The 13,109-nt window shown below is 72.1% G+C and carries 10 protein-coding genes; 4 read left to right on the top strand and 6 right to left on the bottom strand.

What is annotated here, in order from left to right:
* Window positions 1-4: 4 nt before the first annotated feature.
* Window positions 5-1,255 (top strand): sensor histidine kinase, encoded by a 1,251-nt coding sequence (locus ACFRIC_RS08560; RefSeq protein ID WP_382781456.1) that lies wholly within the window; start codon window positions 5-7, stop codon window positions 1,253-1,255.
* Window positions 1,256-1,315: 60 nt separating this feature from the next.
* Here ACFRIC_RS08560 and ACFRIC_RS08565 read toward each other — a convergent pair whose 3' ends face one another.
* Complete coding sequence (locus ACFRIC_RS08565; protein WP_382781459.1) at window positions 1,316-2,857, bottom strand: alpha-L-arabinofuranosidase B; 1,542 nt, start codon at window positions 2,855-2,857, stop codon at window positions 1,316-1,318.
* Between the two features lie 308 nt (window positions 2,858-3,165).
* Here ACFRIC_RS08565 and ACFRIC_RS08570 point away from each other — a divergent pair, with 308 nt between their 5' ends.
* Window positions 3,166-3,798 carry a response regulator gene (locus tag ACFRIC_RS08570; protein ID WP_382782743.1) on the top strand — a complete coding sequence of 211 codons (633 nt, stop codon included), beginning with the start codon at window positions 3,166-3,168 and terminating at the stop codon, window positions 3,796-3,798.
* 13 nt (window positions 3,799-3,811) lie between these two features.
* Here the strand turns inward: ACFRIC_RS08570 and ACFRIC_RS08575 are convergent, their stop codons facing one another.
* From ACFRIC_RS08575 to ACFRIC_RS08595, 5 genes are all read right to left on the bottom strand, one after another.
* Window positions 3,812-4,699 (bottom strand): hypothetical protein, encoded by an 888-nt coding sequence (locus ACFRIC_RS08575; RefSeq protein ID WP_382781461.1) that lies wholly within the window; start codon window positions 4,697-4,699, stop codon window positions 3,812-3,814.
* Window positions 4,696-5,238, bottom strand: coding sequence for a SigE family RNA polymerase sigma factor (locus ACFRIC_RS08580; RefSeq protein ID WP_382781464.1), 543 nt, complete (start codon window positions 5,236-5,238; stop codon window positions 4,696-4,698). The genes ACFRIC_RS08575 and ACFRIC_RS08580 overlap by 4 nt, the downstream gene beginning before the upstream one ends.
* 50 nt (window positions 5,239-5,288) lie before the next feature.
* Window positions 5,289-6,707: an MFS transporter gene (locus tag ACFRIC_RS08585; RefSeq protein WP_382781467.1), complete on the bottom strand. Its 1,419-nt coding sequence runs from the start codon at window positions 6,705-6,707 to the stop codon at window positions 5,289-5,291.
* A 127-nt stretch (window positions 6,708-6,834) separates the two neighbouring features.
* Window positions 6,835-8,025, bottom strand: a complete 1,191-nt coding sequence (locus ACFRIC_RS08590; RefSeq protein WP_382781469.1) for a lipid-transfer protein — start codon at window positions 8,023-8,025, stop codon at window positions 6,835-6,837.
* A 9-nt stretch (window positions 8,026-8,034) separates the two neighbouring features.
* A complete protein-coding gene (locus ACFRIC_RS08595) occupies window positions 8,035-10,278 on the bottom strand; it encodes an acyl-CoA dehydrogenase (RefSeq protein ID WP_382781471.1) in 2,244 nt (747 codons plus the stop codon).
* 293 nt (window positions 10,279-10,571) lie between these two features.
* Between ACFRIC_RS08595 and ACFRIC_RS08600 the strand changes: the two genes are divergently transcribed.
* Together ACFRIC_RS08600 and ACFRIC_RS08605 are read left to right on the top strand one after the other, a co-directional pair.
* Window positions 10,572-12,317, top strand: coding sequence for an MFS transporter (locus tag ACFRIC_RS08600; protein ID WP_382781474.1), 1,746 nt, complete (start codon window positions 10,572-10,574; stop codon window positions 12,315-12,317).
* 123 nt (window positions 12,318-12,440) lie between these two features.
* The gene (locus tag ACFRIC_RS08605) at window positions 12,441-13,091 is read left to right on the top strand and encodes a class I SAM-dependent methyltransferase (protein ID WP_382781476.1); all 651 of its coding nucleotides are present in this window, start codon (window positions 12,441-12,443) and stop codon (window positions 13,089-13,091) included.
* Window positions 13,092-13,109: the final 18 nt, after the last annotated feature.

Consider the following 13,109-nt stretch of genomic DNA (forward strand, 5'->3'; position numbering starts at 1 on the left):
GGACATGTCCTGGATGAAAGGCATCGGCTGCCAGGTCCGCGCGCTGCGGGCCGAACGGAGGCGCTGGAAGGCCGACATGGAGCGGTTCAAGGAGGAACAGCGGGCCGCGCGCCGGAGCGGCGGCGCGATGCCGGAGAACCCGGGGCCGCCGCCGACGGGCTTCGCGCTGCTGCCGTGGCTGCTGCTGGGGATGGGCGCGTTCTCCAACCTCTTCCAGGGCAGGACCCCGCAGCCCTGGGTCGGCGCGGTGGGCCTGCTGGCCTTCAACTCGCTGTACATCTACGTGACGTTCCGCGCGTTCACGAAGGCGACGAGGCAGTCCCGGTCGACCCGGGTCGCGCTCGTCCTGATGGGCGTGGTCACCTGCGCGCTGGCCATCGGGTACGGCGGAACCTGGCTGTACTTCTTCCCGCTGCTCGGGCTGGCCACCGGGGCGGTGGTGCGCGGGCCCTGGCTCGGGAAGATCGGCCTCGGTCTGACGGTGCTCGCCGCGTCGGTGTCCGTCTTCCGGGCGGGCTGGGACGCGGTGAACGTCGCCTACGGCACCTTCCTGTCCACGATGGTGACGGCCGCGATCCTCTCCCTCTCCGAGGCGGTACGGGAACTGCGGGCGGCCCGCGAGGAACTGGCGCGCCGGGCCGTGGAGAAGGAGCGGATGCGCTTCTCGCGCGACCTGCACGACCTGCTCGGGCACACGCTGTCCGTCATCGTGGTGAAGTCGGAGGCGGCCCGCAGGCTGGCTCCCCGGGATCTGGACGCGGCGCTCACGCAGGTCACGGACATCGAGTCGGTCGGCCGGCAGGCGCTGACGGAGATCCGTGAGGCGGTCACCGGCTATCGCGAGGGCAGCCTCGCCACAGAGCTGGACCGGGCCCGCTCGGCGCTGTCGGCGGCGCGGGTGGAGCCGGTGGTACGGCAGTCGGGGCCGCCGCTGGTCCCGCAGACGGAGGCCCTGCTCGGCTGGGTGCTGCGCGAGGCCGTCACCAACGTCGTGCGCCACAGCGACGCGACGCGCTGCGAGATCACCGTCGACGGGACCGCTGACGTCGTCCGGCTGACCGTCTCGGACAACGGCACCGACGCCTCCCCGGCACAGCCCGAACCGGGGGTCGGCGGCACCGGCCTCAAGGGCCTCACCGAACGTCTCGCGACGGCCGGCGGCTCCCTGCGGGCGGGCCGGACCGCGCGCGGCGGGTTCGAGGTGAGGGCCGAACTGCCGGTGGAGGCGGTGGACTTGACGGAGGCGTCGGTCTGAGGGCGGAACTCCGCCCGGCGGCGGGGCCGTAGGGGCCGGTCCGTCGCCGGGCGGCCGGGGCTACGGAGCCCAGGGAGCCGTCACGGCCCAGCTCACGTCGTCCGTCCACGAGGTGGCGCTGTCGAAGGCGTTCGAGCCTCCGTCGCTCGCGATGTAGAGGGTGTGGTTGTAGTGCCGGAGGTAGCGCGTCGGGTAGTTGTACGACGCGAACGAGGTCCCCGTACCGCTCTTGCCGCTCTGGGCGCAGAACGTGGCGTCCTGTCTGAACTGCGTGGTGCCGGTCATGGGCTGCCGGTAGAGCTGGTAGTTGAAGTGGCGCAGGAAGTCGCCCGGGTAGTTCCGTGACTCGAACGAGAAGCAGGAGCTGTCGGCGAGCCCCCGGCGGACGATCCAGGTGGCGTCGCTCTTGTCGAGTGCCGCACTGCCCGAGGTGATCGTCGAGACGACCGCCGCGTCGTTCTGGTGGCGGACGTAGCCGGTCGTGCAGCACGCGGTGGTGGCGCGCAGCGAGATCTCGGACCCGGCCGTGAGCGAGCCCGTGCTGCCGGTCGGGCCGCCGTAGCCGACGGAGACGATGTTCGACTGCACCTGGTCGTCGGCGGCGTCCGTCGGGATGCCCGCGGTCATGACGCCCTCGAAGAAGGAGCCGATGGAGCCGTTGCTGTTGTCGCCTCCGGTGCCGAGGACGATCGCGCCTTCCTGGTGCATGGGCGAGTAGCCTCCGGCGGTGGGTTCACCGCCGGAATAGGTGGTCGTGAGAGCACCCGATCGGGCGTTGCCGTATTTCAGCGCGAAATGGTCCTGACCGTTGTTCTTCAGCAAAGCGGTCACGAACGGCATCGCGCCGGTTCCGGTGTTCGACGTGTTCCTGCTGTATCCGGCGTCCGACTGGAAGAGCCCGTTCTCCAGGTCGGCCTGCACCCAGGGGCCCTGGCCGTAGCAGGGCGAGAACCAGCACTCGGTGCCGAAGTTGATGGCGTCCATGTGGCCGTTGCCGGTGTCGAGGTTGTTGGTCTCGGCGTTGCCGTAGTCGAAACAGCAGCTCCCGTTGACGTGGGTGCCGGAGGTCACCATGTACATCCCCTCGGCGGCGCCGTTCGTGGCGACTCCCGAGGTGGAGTTGTCGCGGTAGCCCATGCCGGCGGAGATCTCCAGGCCGTAGACCTGATGGCCGCCGGCGGTCACCGGCAGCGCGTCCGCGGGCGCCCCTACGTCGGCGGCCCCCGCCCCGCCCGCGCCCTCGACCGTGAGGTCGTTGTGGCGCGAGGACTGGTCGTAGATCTTCGTGACGATGCAGGTGGTGCCGCCGCAGAAGGAGTCCTGCGCCGCCGCGTTCGCGTACCCGCCGGCCGCGAGGAGCCCGATGTTCGCGGTGGCGCCGTCGGAGGCGCGCTGCACCTGGTAGAGCGAGCCGTTGTACGAGGAGTAGAGCGCCCTGACGAGGCTGTGCGCGGCGACACAGGGGGTGCCGGCGGTGGCGTAGACGTCGCACGGGAGCGAGCTCGCGGCGGTGGCCTGCGGCGCGCCGACGGCGAACGCGACGACGGCCGCCGTCACCGACAGCGCGGCCAGGACTGTGTTTCTGAGGCGCTGTAAGCGCACGAAGGCTGACAACACGGTGCACCTCTTCCGTTCCTGGTAGGACAGTGCGGGTGCCCGGTCGAAATACCGGACATCGTTCGATCGATATGCCGAACCCCTTCACGGTCGAAATTCCGAACGTTTGCGGAAAACGGTCCGGCCCGGGAAAAACCAAGGGGAGCGCTGAATTCCGAGGCGATTATTTGCCCGCGGCCTGGGGTCGTCAAGACGCGCGGACACGGACGAGGACGATTTCCCGGAATCCGCCGGAACGCGCGGGGCGGGCCGCGGGACGCCCGTCTCGTCCTACCCTTGGCCGCGTGAACGAGATGCCCCGGGACCACCGGCCCGCCAAGTCCGTCCGTGTCCTGCTCGCCGAGGACCAGAAGATGATGCGCGGGGCACTCGCCCTGCTGCTCGGGATGGAACCGGACATCGAGGTGGTCGCGCAGGTGTCCGCGGGCGACGAGATCGTGGACGCGGTGCTCACGAGCCGGCCCGATGTGGCCCTGCTGGACATCGAGTTGCCGGGGATGAGCGGACTGGACGCCGCCGCCGAACTGCGGGAGCAGGCGCCCGACTGCCGGGTGCTGATCCTCACCACCTTCGGCCGCCCCGGCTATCTGCGCCGGGCCATGGAGGCGGGGGCCGCCGGATTCCTGGTCAAGGACGGGCCCGTGGAGGAACTGGCCGAGGCGATCCGGCGGGTGCTGACCGGGGAGACCGTCATCGATCCCGCGCTCGCCGCCGCGGCGCTGAGCGCGGGACCCAGTCCGCTCACGGCCCGCGAGTGCGACGTCCTGAAGGCCTCGGTGGACGGCGCCACCGTCGCCGACATCGCCGGCAAGCTGCACCTCTCCGAGTCGACCGTCCGCAACTACCTCTCGTCCGCCATCGGCAAGACGGGCACCCGCAACCGCATGGAGGCGATGCGGGAGGCCCGCCAACAGGGGTGGCTGTAGCCCCGGGAGATCCTCAGGGCTTCGTCACCACCGCGTCCGCCGACCCGCTGCCCTTGCCCTCCGGTGCCACGCACACGAACCAGTCGGGCAGGGAACCGTCCACCCGCCAGATCAGGTTCGGAACGCCGTAGGGAAGCATGGTGCCCCGGTGGGCGACCCTCCGGGCCTTGACCGTCGTGCCGTCGTCCCAGGTGCAGGTGACCTCCTTGGCGGTCTGGGCGACCTTGCCGATCACGAGCCCCTGAGGAGGCTTCTTCTTCTCCTTGGCCGCCTCGGCGTCCAGCGGCAGCGAGAAGGCCTCGATGTCCTTGCCCGAGAACGGATCCTTCTTCTGGGCTCCGTCGATCGTGTCCCTCGAGTGCCCTACTCCGACCCGGACAACGCTGACGAAGGCCCACTTCTTGTCCGCGACGTCCGGAGCGTCCCTGGCACCCGTCGGCGTGACGCCGTACTGGGTCATCATCGTGCGCTGCTTCCGGGCCTCCGCCTCGTCCTTCGGCGCCGGCCACATGTCCACGAGGACCGACCATGTCGTGTGGTCGGGGTTGGTCCACTGCGACACGAAGGTTCCCCGTGGCCCGAGGGTCCGCCACTCCTCCGGAAGGCCGCCCGGTCCGGTCCCGGGGCTGATCGACGGGCGAACGGGGCCGGCCGGCACGACCCCCTTGGCGTCGTCGCCGCTGCCGCCGGTCAGCGCCAGTGTCCCCGTGGACCCGGCGACGACCAGGGCGACCGCAGCCGCCGTCGCCCAGCGGCGCGCCCTGCGGCGCCGGCCGCCGCGCAGCACCGCCTGGTAGGGGGCCGTACCGATATCGACCCCGTCCGCCGCCTCGGCCAGCAGGAAGGAGATGTCCGCGTCCGTCGCCGCCATGTCGTGATTCGTCTCCCGGTTCGCGCTCATCGGATCCGCCCTCCCTGCGCCATCGTGTCCGCCAGCTCCGGTACGGCACGGAGTTTCGCGATGCCCTTGGCCGCGTTGCTCTTCACCGCGCCCACCGAGCAGCCCATCGCCTCGGCCGCCTGGCTCTCGCTCAGGTCCTCCCAGTAGCGCAGGACCACCGCCTCGCGCTGGCGCGGGGGCAGTTGGGACAGCGCGGCGATCAGGGTGCCGCGGTCGTCGGCGCGCGCGATCGCGTCGGCGCCGTCGGGGACCTCGTGTCCGATCCCCGAGTCGTCCCTCGGCGCGAGGAACTCCTTCAGTTTTCTGCGGTGTCTTCGAGCGTGCGCGTTGATCATCATGCGCCGCACGTACGCGTCCGGTTCGTCGGCCGAGCCGACCCGGCGCCAGGCCACGTACACCTGCTCCAGCGTCGTCTGGACCAGGTCCTCGGCGGCGTGCTGCTCCCCCGTCAGGAGAAACGCCGTACGCATCAGCCGCGGCCAGCGACCGACCACGAAGCCCTGGAACTCCTCGTCCCGAGCCTGCTTCCGAACCCCCATGGGCACCTCCTAGTGACCCAAGGAGTCCACAGGCACCTGAATTCGTTGCCTCACCGCCGTGACATCGTCCGGGGCAGCCACAAGAACATCAGGACGGCCCCGGCGAGCAGCATCACGCCGCTGACGCGGAACGCCAGCGCGTACCCGGCGGTCAGCGCCTCCCCCGCGAGGCTTCCCCCGGTACGGGCTGCCGCGATCGTGGACATGACCGCGAGTCCCAGGGAACCGCCCATCACCCGCGAGGTGTTGACCAGGCCCGAGACCACCCCCGCGTCCTCCGGCACCGCGCCCGAGGTCGCGATCGCGGCCAGCGGTGTCGCGGCCAGACCGGCGCCCGCCATCATCAGGACGCCGGGGAGCATGATGGCCGTGAGGTACGGGCCGTCCGCCGTCATCGTCGACTGCCAGCCGAACCCGGCCGCGGCCAGGAGCGTGCCGAGCACCGCCACGTTGCGCGCGCCGACGACCGGCATCAGGCGGGGCGCCGACTTCGAGCCGACGACCACGGCGAGCGAGCTCGGCACCAGGGCGAGGCCCGCGCCGAGCGGCGAGTAGCCGAGCACGTTCTGCGCGTACAGCGTCATGAAGAACCACATGCAGAACATCGCCGAGCCGGAGACGAACATGGCCGCGTTCGCGGACGCCACCGAGCGCAGCCGCAGCAGCTTCAGCGGCATCAACGGCGCTCCGGTCCGGGCCTCGACGGCCAGGAAGGCCCCGATGAGCGCCGCTCCCGCGCCGAGCGGTACGAGTGTCTCCGCCGCGGTCCAGCCCTCGGCCTCCGTCTGCACGATCCCGTACGCGAGGGTCGCGAGTCCCGCCGTCACCAGGAGCGCGCCCGGCAGGTCGAGCCGCCGCCCGTCCCCGGCCCGGCTCTCCCTCAGCCGGTACGCCGCGCCGGCCAGCACGAGCGCGCCGACGGGCACGTTGATGAGGAGCACCCAGCGCCACGACAGCCCGTCGACCAGTAGTCCGCCGACGAGTCCGCCCGCCGCGCCGCCACCGGCTCCCACGGCGGTCCAGGTTGCGATGGCCCGCGCCCGTGCGGGGCCCTCGGGGACGGCGGACGTCAGGATCGTCAGGGTCGAGGGCGCGAGCACCGCCGCCCCCAGGCCCTGCGCGGCGCGCGCGACGAGCAGTTGGGTGCCCTCCTGGGCGAGGCCTCCGGCGGCCGAGGCCAGCGTGAACAGCGCCAGACCCACCAGGAACATCCGCTTGCGCCCGTACAGGTCACCGGCCCGCCCGCCCAGGAGCATGAATCCGGCGAAGGCGATGGAGTAGGCGTTCACCACCCACTGGAGTCCGGGGGCGCTCAGCCCCAGGTCGGCGCGCATGGAGGGCAGGGCCACGTTGACGACGGACACGTCCAGGACGACCAGGAACTGTCCGGCGCACGCGAGCGCGATCACCACCCAGGTGGGCGGGGCGGTACGGGCGGTCGTCCTGGTGTCTTCAGCGGCTCGGAGCATGACTGTCATGCTCTCAACCCGCTGACGCTCCTTGCATCGGTATTTCGGCGCAGCCGGACGTGGGACACCGGACCTAGGCCCTGTCCGCGAGGTCGCCCCCGTGACTCCCCCTGTGACTCCCGGTGCCCTAGGACCTGCGCAGCAGGGTGACCACCGCAGCGCCGCCCAGTCCGATGTTGTGCGCGAGCCCGACGCGTGCGCCCTGGACCTGCCGGGCCTCGGCCTGTCCCCGCAACTGCCAGACCAGTTCGGCCACTTGCGCGATCCCGGTGGCCCCCAGGGGGTGCCCCTTGGAGATGAGCCCGCCGGAGGGGTTGACCACCCAGCGTCCGCCGTACGTCGTCGCCCCGGACTCCACGAGTGCGCCCGACTCTCCTTCCGCGCACATGCCGAGGGCCTCGTAGGTCAGCAGTTCGTTGACGGAGAAGCAGTCGTGGAGCTCCACGACGTCCACGTCCTCGATGCCGAGCCCGGAGCGCTCGTACACCCGGCGCGCGGCATCCCGCGACATCGGCCGGCCGACGACGTCGATGCAGGAGCCGGAGGCGAAGGACTCCTCGGTGTCGGTGGCCATCGCCTGCGCGACGATCTCGACCGCCCTGTCCTCCAGCGCGTGCCGCTCGGCGAACCGTTCGGACACGACGACGGCCGCGGCGGCTCCGTCGGAGGTGGGCGAGCACTGGAGTCGGGTGAGCGGCCGGTGCACGGCCTTGGCGGCGAGGATCTCGTCGACGGAGTACACGTCCTGGAACTGGGCGTAGGGGTTGTGCGCCGAGTGGCGGTGGTTCTTGGCGCCGACGGCGGCGAGCTGGGCCTCGGTCGTGCCGTACCGCTCCATGTGCTCACGGGCCGCGTCGCCGAAGATCTGCGCGGTGGGCGGTGACATCTCGAAACCGTGCCGGGCGGCCATGATCCCGTAGTGGCGGGCGACCGGTGACGTGGCGAAGTCCCCGCCGTCGGCTCCCGACCCGAGCGATCCCCGCTTCATCTTCTCGAAGCCCAGCGCGAGGACGCAGTCGCTGACGCCGCCCTCCACGAACTGCCGGGCCAGCATCAACGCGCTCGCCCCGGTGGCGCAGTTGTTGTTCACGTTGTAGACGGGCACGCCGGTCAGGCCCAGTTCGTAGGCGGCGCGCTGACCGGCGGTGGACGGCTGGAAGCAGTGGCCGACGGGGACCTGTTCCACGTCCGTGTAGGAGATCCCCGCGTCGGCCAGGGCGTTGGTGCCGGCCTCGCGGACCATGTCCCAGTACTGCCACTCCCGGGTCTCGGGCTTCTCGAACCTGGTCATGCCGACACCGACGACGTACGTCCTCATGGCGCGCTCCTAGTCCCGTGGCAGGCCGAGCAGGCGCTCGGCGACGACGTTGAGCTGGACCTGGGTGGTGCCGCCCGCGATGGTCAGGCACCGGGAGAGCAGGAATCCGTGCACCGCCCGTTTGCCGGGGCCCTCGCACGACGCGCCTTCGGGGCCGAGGAGTTCGAGCGCGAGTTCGGCGACCTTCTGCTGGTGCGCGGTCTGCACCAGTTTGCGGACGGAGGCGCCCGCGCCGGGCTCCACGCCGGAGACCCGGCGCAGGGTGGTGCGCAGCGTGACGCAGGCCAGGGCGTGGGCCTCGGCCAGCAGCGCCCCCAGCCGTGGGGCGTCGACGTCGGCCGGTATCAGCGCCTCCAGGCCGGTGTCGAAGGTCAACTGGTCGGCCATGTGGACGCGTTCGTTGCCGAGCGTGTTGCGGGCGACCCGCCAGCCGTCGTCGACCTCGCCGACGACCGCGTCCGCGGGCAGCAGCACGTCGTCGAACCAGACCTCGTTGAAGAGGGAGTCCCCGGTGATCTCCTTCAGGGGGCGGATGTCGATGCCGTCCGTGGTCTTCATGTCGACGACGAAATAGGTGAGCCCCTTGTGCTTGGGCGCGGCCGGGTTCGTCCGGGCGAGGAGGATCCCGTGGTCGGCCCACTGCGCCGCGCTCGTCCACACCTTCTGGCCGTTGATCCGCCAGCGTCCGTCGGCGGTGCGCTCGGCGCTGGTGCGCAGCGAGGCGAGGTCGGATCCGGCGCCGGGCTCGGAGAAGAGCTGGCACCACAGGACGTCGCCGCGCAGGGTGGGCAGCAGATAGCGCTCCTGCTGCCGCGGGGTCCCGTGCGCGATGAGGGACGGCACGACCCAGGTCGCGATCCCCAGGTCGCTGATCCGCACTCCGGCCGCGGTCAGCTCCTGCTGCACGGCGAGCTGCTGGACCGGGCCCGCGCCGAGGCCGTGGGGCGGGGGCAGGTGCGGGGCGGCGTAGCCGGTGGGCGCCAGCGTCCGGCGGGCCTCCGCGGGGCCGAGCCCGCGCACCCGGTCGGCCACCGCACGGGCCTCGGCCCGGTACGCGGACGCCTCCGGGGGCAGCTCCAGGCGCAGTTCCCGCCGTACGCCGGCGCGCGCGAGCCGTACGGCCCGCCGCAGGTGTCCGCTCCCGGCGCCGAGCAACTGCCGTGCCACCAGGGCCCGGCGCAGATACAGATGGGCGTCGTGCTCCCAGGTGAACCCGATGCCGCCGAGGATCTGGACGCAGTCCTTGGCGCAGGAGGCGGCGGCGTCGAGGGCGGTGCCGGCGGCGAGCGCGGCCACCAGCCCCCGCACACCGGGCGGCTCCTGGGCCGCGCGGGCCGCGTCCCAGGTGAGCGCTCTCGCCTGTTCCAGCCGCAGGAGCATGTCGGCGCACAGGTGCTTGACGCCCTGGAAGTGCCCGATGGGGCGGCCGAACTGCTCGCGGACCCTGGCGTGCGCGGCGGCCGTCTCCAGCGACCAGGCCGCGGTGCCGCAGGCGTCGGCGGCGAGGACGACGGCGGCGAGGTCCGTGACCAGCGACGGGTCGACCGCGAGGACGCGGCCGGCGGGGACCCGTACCCGTTCGGCCCGGACCTCGGCGGTCCCCCGGGTCGGATCGGCGCTCTCGTGCGGCCGGACGACCAGGTCGGCGGCGTCCACCACCAGCCGGATCACGCCGTCGGCCGCGGCGCCCGTCCCGGCGGCGGCATCCGTGCCGGAGCCGCGTTCGGGCCCGGCGAGTGTCGCCGCCAGCACGAGCACGTCCGCGTCGGCGCCCGACAGCACGGGCGGCGCCGTCCCGTCCAGCACGTATCCGCCGTCCACCGCCAGAGCCGTCAGGGAGCCGGCGCCGAACGCGACGGCACCGATGCGCTCCCCGCACCCCAGGGCCCGTACGAGATCGGCGCGCCCCGAAGCCCGTACGGAATCATCCGATAAGCCCGGTTCACCCGCGAGTTCCGCCGCCAGCACCGCCGACGCCAGGACGTTCGCGACGAAGGGCCCCGGCAGTGCCGCCCGAGCGGCCTCCTCCACGACGACGGCCAGGTCGGCCAGGTCACCGCCGCCACCCCCGTACGCCTCGGGCAGGTGCACGGCGAGCAGCCCCTGCCCGGCCAGCGCGTCCCAGAACGAGGGCCTGCCGCCACCGGGCGCGTCCAGGAGTTTGCGGACCTCCTCGGGCGGCACGGCGCGGGCGATCCAGCCGCGCACGGCCTCGGCCAGCTCCCCCTGCTCCGGCGTCACCGCGATGCCCATGCATGCCTCCCCGAAGGCCCAAGGTGCGTGGATCCGCGCCAGACTAGAACACGTTTCATTCTGACGATAGGTCAGATACCCATGGATCGGTCAAGAATTCGTTAGTACGCCGAAGCATCGGAATAGTTGCCCGGGCACACCGGGTTCCCCCTGCACGTACCTCGCGTGGACCACCCGACCGACGCCCCCGCATCCCCCTGGATCACCCGGCCGACCGTCTCCCCGGCATCCGCACGGAACCCCTCGCTCCGCTCCCGAGAGCTCCCTTCGCTATGGCCTGGAGGCCCCCCTCAATGACGCACACGACGACCGACCGACCCGCGCGGAGGCCCGGCGGCGCGACCGTGCCGGTGCTCGCCTTCGCGGGCATCGTTGTCGCGGTGATGCAGACCCTGCTCGTCCCGGTCATCAAGGACCTGCCGACGCTGCTGGACACCGCGCCCAGCAACGCCACCTGGGTCCTGACCTCGACCCTGCTCGCGGGTGCCGTGGCCACCCCGATCATGGGCCGCCTCGGCGACCTCTTCGGCAAGCGGCGCATGCTGCTGACCAGCCTGTCCATCATGGTGATCGGCGCCCTGATCAGCGCGCTGACCAGCACCCTGCTGCCGATGATCGTGGGCCGCTCGCTCCAGGGCTTCGCGATGGGCGCGATCCCGCTCGGCATCGGCCTGATGCGCGACCTGCTCCCCCGCGAGAAGCTCGGCTCCGCCATGGCCCTGATGAGCTCCTCGATCGGCGTCGGCGGCGGACTCGCGCTGCCCGCCGCGGCCCTCGTCGCCCAGCACGCCGACTGGCACGCCCTCTTCTACGGCGCCGCCGGACTCGGCGTCGTCTCGATCGTCCTCACCCTCCTCGTCGTGCCGGAGTCCCCGATGCGGGCCAAGGGCACCTTCGACGTGCTCGGCGCGATCGGCCTGTCCATCGGACTCGTTCTCTTCCTGCTGCCGATCACCAAGGGCAGCGACTGGGGCTGGACCGCGCCCACCACGCTCGGCCTGTTCGGCGCGTCCGTCGCCGTCCTGCTGCTGTGGGGCGTCATGGAGCTGCGCCTGAAGGCCCCCCTGGTCGACCTGCGCACCACGGCCCGCCCCGCGGTCCTCTTCACCAACCTCGCCTCGATCATGGTCGGCGTCTCCTTCTACGTCGTCTCCCTCGTCCTGCCGCAACTGCTCCAGCTCCCGAAGTCCACCGGCTACGGCCTCGGCCAGTCGATGGTGAGCGCGGGCCTGCTCGTCATGCCGCTGGGCCTGACGATGATGGTCACGGCGCCCGTGTACGCGCGGCTGTCGGCGAAGTACGGCCCCAAGGTCACCCTGATCATCGGCATGGTGATCATCGGCATCGGCTACGGCGCCGGCCTCGGCCTGATGAGCGCCGCCTGGCAGTCCCTGGTCATCGCCGTGATCCTCGGCGCGGGCATCGGCCTCGCCTACTCCTCGCTCCCCGCCCTGATCATCGGTTCCGTCCCGGCCTCGGAGACCGGCGCGGCCAACGGTCTGAACACCCTCATGCGTTCCATCGGCACGTCGGTGTCGAGCGCCGTCATCGGCATGGTGCTCGCCAACACCGCGCACCACGTCGGCGGGGTCGCGATCCCCACCATGCACGGCTTCCGCGTGTCCTTCCTGATCGCGACGGGCGCGGTCGCGGTCGGCCTGCTGATGGCCCTGTTCCTGCCCGGCCGACGCCCGGCGACCAAGCCCTCGCTGCTGGCGAGCAGCGAGGAGGAGGCGGCCCTGGAGCGGGCGCACGAGATCCTCGGCGGCTTCCGCGGCCGGGTGCTGGACGCCGAGGGCGGCCCCGTCGCCCGCGCCAAGGTCACCCTGATCGACCGGCGCGGCCGCCAGGCGGGCGCCACCCTCTCCGCCGAGGACGGCAGCTACGCGCTCGCCGTGCCGGCCCAGGGCGCGTACGTGCTCGCCGCGCGGGCGGCCGGCCACGGCCCGCTCGCCTCCTCGGCCACCCACGCGGGCGACGACTCCCCGGTCGCCCTCGACCTCTCGCTGCCGGGCGAGAACGCCGACGTCACGGCCTGACGCACCGGCCCTCGCGAGTGATCATCGCCACCCCCGCCGCCCACGCGGCGGGGGTGTGGTGCACGATGCTGCGCGTACCCGTTGTCCGCACCGCTGGAGTTCGCACCGATGGAGGAAAACCCCATGTCCTCGGCACCCAAGCCCGAGATCCTCGCCGCCTTCGAGGCCGCGAAGGGGTTCATGCCGCGCGGTGAGGGACTCGCGCTCCACGCCGCCGCGGTCGAGGCCGGACGGCTCGGGCTGCCGCTCCTGGAGGTCGGCACCTACTGCGGCCGTTCCACGATCCTGCTCGCGGACGCGGCCCGCGAGGCCGGGGTGACCGCCATCACGGTCGACCACCACCGGGGCAGCGAGGAGCAGCAGCCGGGCTGGGAGTACCACGACCCGACCACGGTCGACCCTGAGCTCGGCCTGATGGACACGCTCCCCACCTTCCGCCGCACCCTGCACCGGGCGGGCCTGGAGGAGCACGTGGTCGCGCTGGTCGGCCGCTCGCCGCAGATCGCCGCGTTCTGGGGCACGCCCCTCGGTCTCGTCTTCATCGACGGCGGCCACACCGACGAGCACGCGAGCGGCGACTACGAGGGCTGGGCGCCGCACGTCGCCGAGGGCGGCCTCCTCGTCATCCACGACGTGTTCCCCGACCCCGTCGACGAGTTCACCGGCCAGGCCCCCTACCGCGTCTACCTCAGGGCCCTGGAATCGGGCGCGTTCACCGAGACCGCGGTGAGCGGCTCCCTGCGCGTACTGCGGCGAACCGGAGCGGGGATCTGAGCACCCGGTTAGAGTCGC

The sequence above is a fragment of the Streptomyces sp. NPDC056738 genome, from assembly GCF_042790435.1.
GTDB lineage: Bacteria > Actinomycetota > Actinomycetes > Streptomycetales > Streptomycetaceae > Streptomyces.

What these genes read in the sequence shown, in the direction of transcription:
- ACFRIC_RS08580 (WP_382781464.1), bottom strand. Translation starts at nt 5,238, where the DNA reads ATGGGGGTTCGGAAGCAGGCTCGGGACGAGGAGTTCCAGGGCTTCGTG.
- ACFRIC_RS08585 (WP_382781467.1), bottom strand. Translation starts at nt 6,707, where the DNA reads ATGCTCCGAGCCGCTGAAGACACCAGGACGACCGCCCGTACCGCCCCG.
- ACFRIC_RS08605 (WP_382781476.1), top strand. Translation starts at nt 12,441, where the DNA reads ATGTCCTCGGCACCCAAGCCCGAGATCCTCGCCGCCTTCGAGGCCGCG.
- ACFRIC_RS08600 (WP_382781474.1), top strand. Translation starts at nt 10,572, where the DNA reads ATGACGCACACGACGACCGACCGACCCGCGCGGAGGCCCGGCGGCGCG.
- ACFRIC_RS08590 (WP_382781469.1), bottom strand. Translation starts at nt 8,025, where the DNA reads ATGAGGACGTACGTCGTCGGTGTCGGCATGACCAGGTTCGAGAAGCCC.
- ACFRIC_RS08560 (WP_382781456.1), top strand. Translation starts at nt 5, where the DNA reads ATGTCCTGGATGAAAGGCATCGGCTGCCAGGTCCGCGCGCTGCGGGCC.
- ACFRIC_RS08575 (WP_382781461.1), bottom strand. Translation starts at nt 4,699, where the DNA reads ATGAGCGCGAACCGGGAGACGAATCACGACATGGCGGCGACGGACGCG.
- ACFRIC_RS08595 (WP_382781471.1), bottom strand. Translation starts at nt 10,278, where the DNA reads ATGGGCATCGCGGTGACGCCGGAGCAGGGGGAGCTGGCCGAGGCCGTG.
- ACFRIC_RS08570 (WP_382782743.1), top strand. Translation starts at nt 3,166, where the DNA reads ATGCCCCGGGACCACCGGCCCGCCAAGTCCGTCCGTGTCCTGCTCGCC.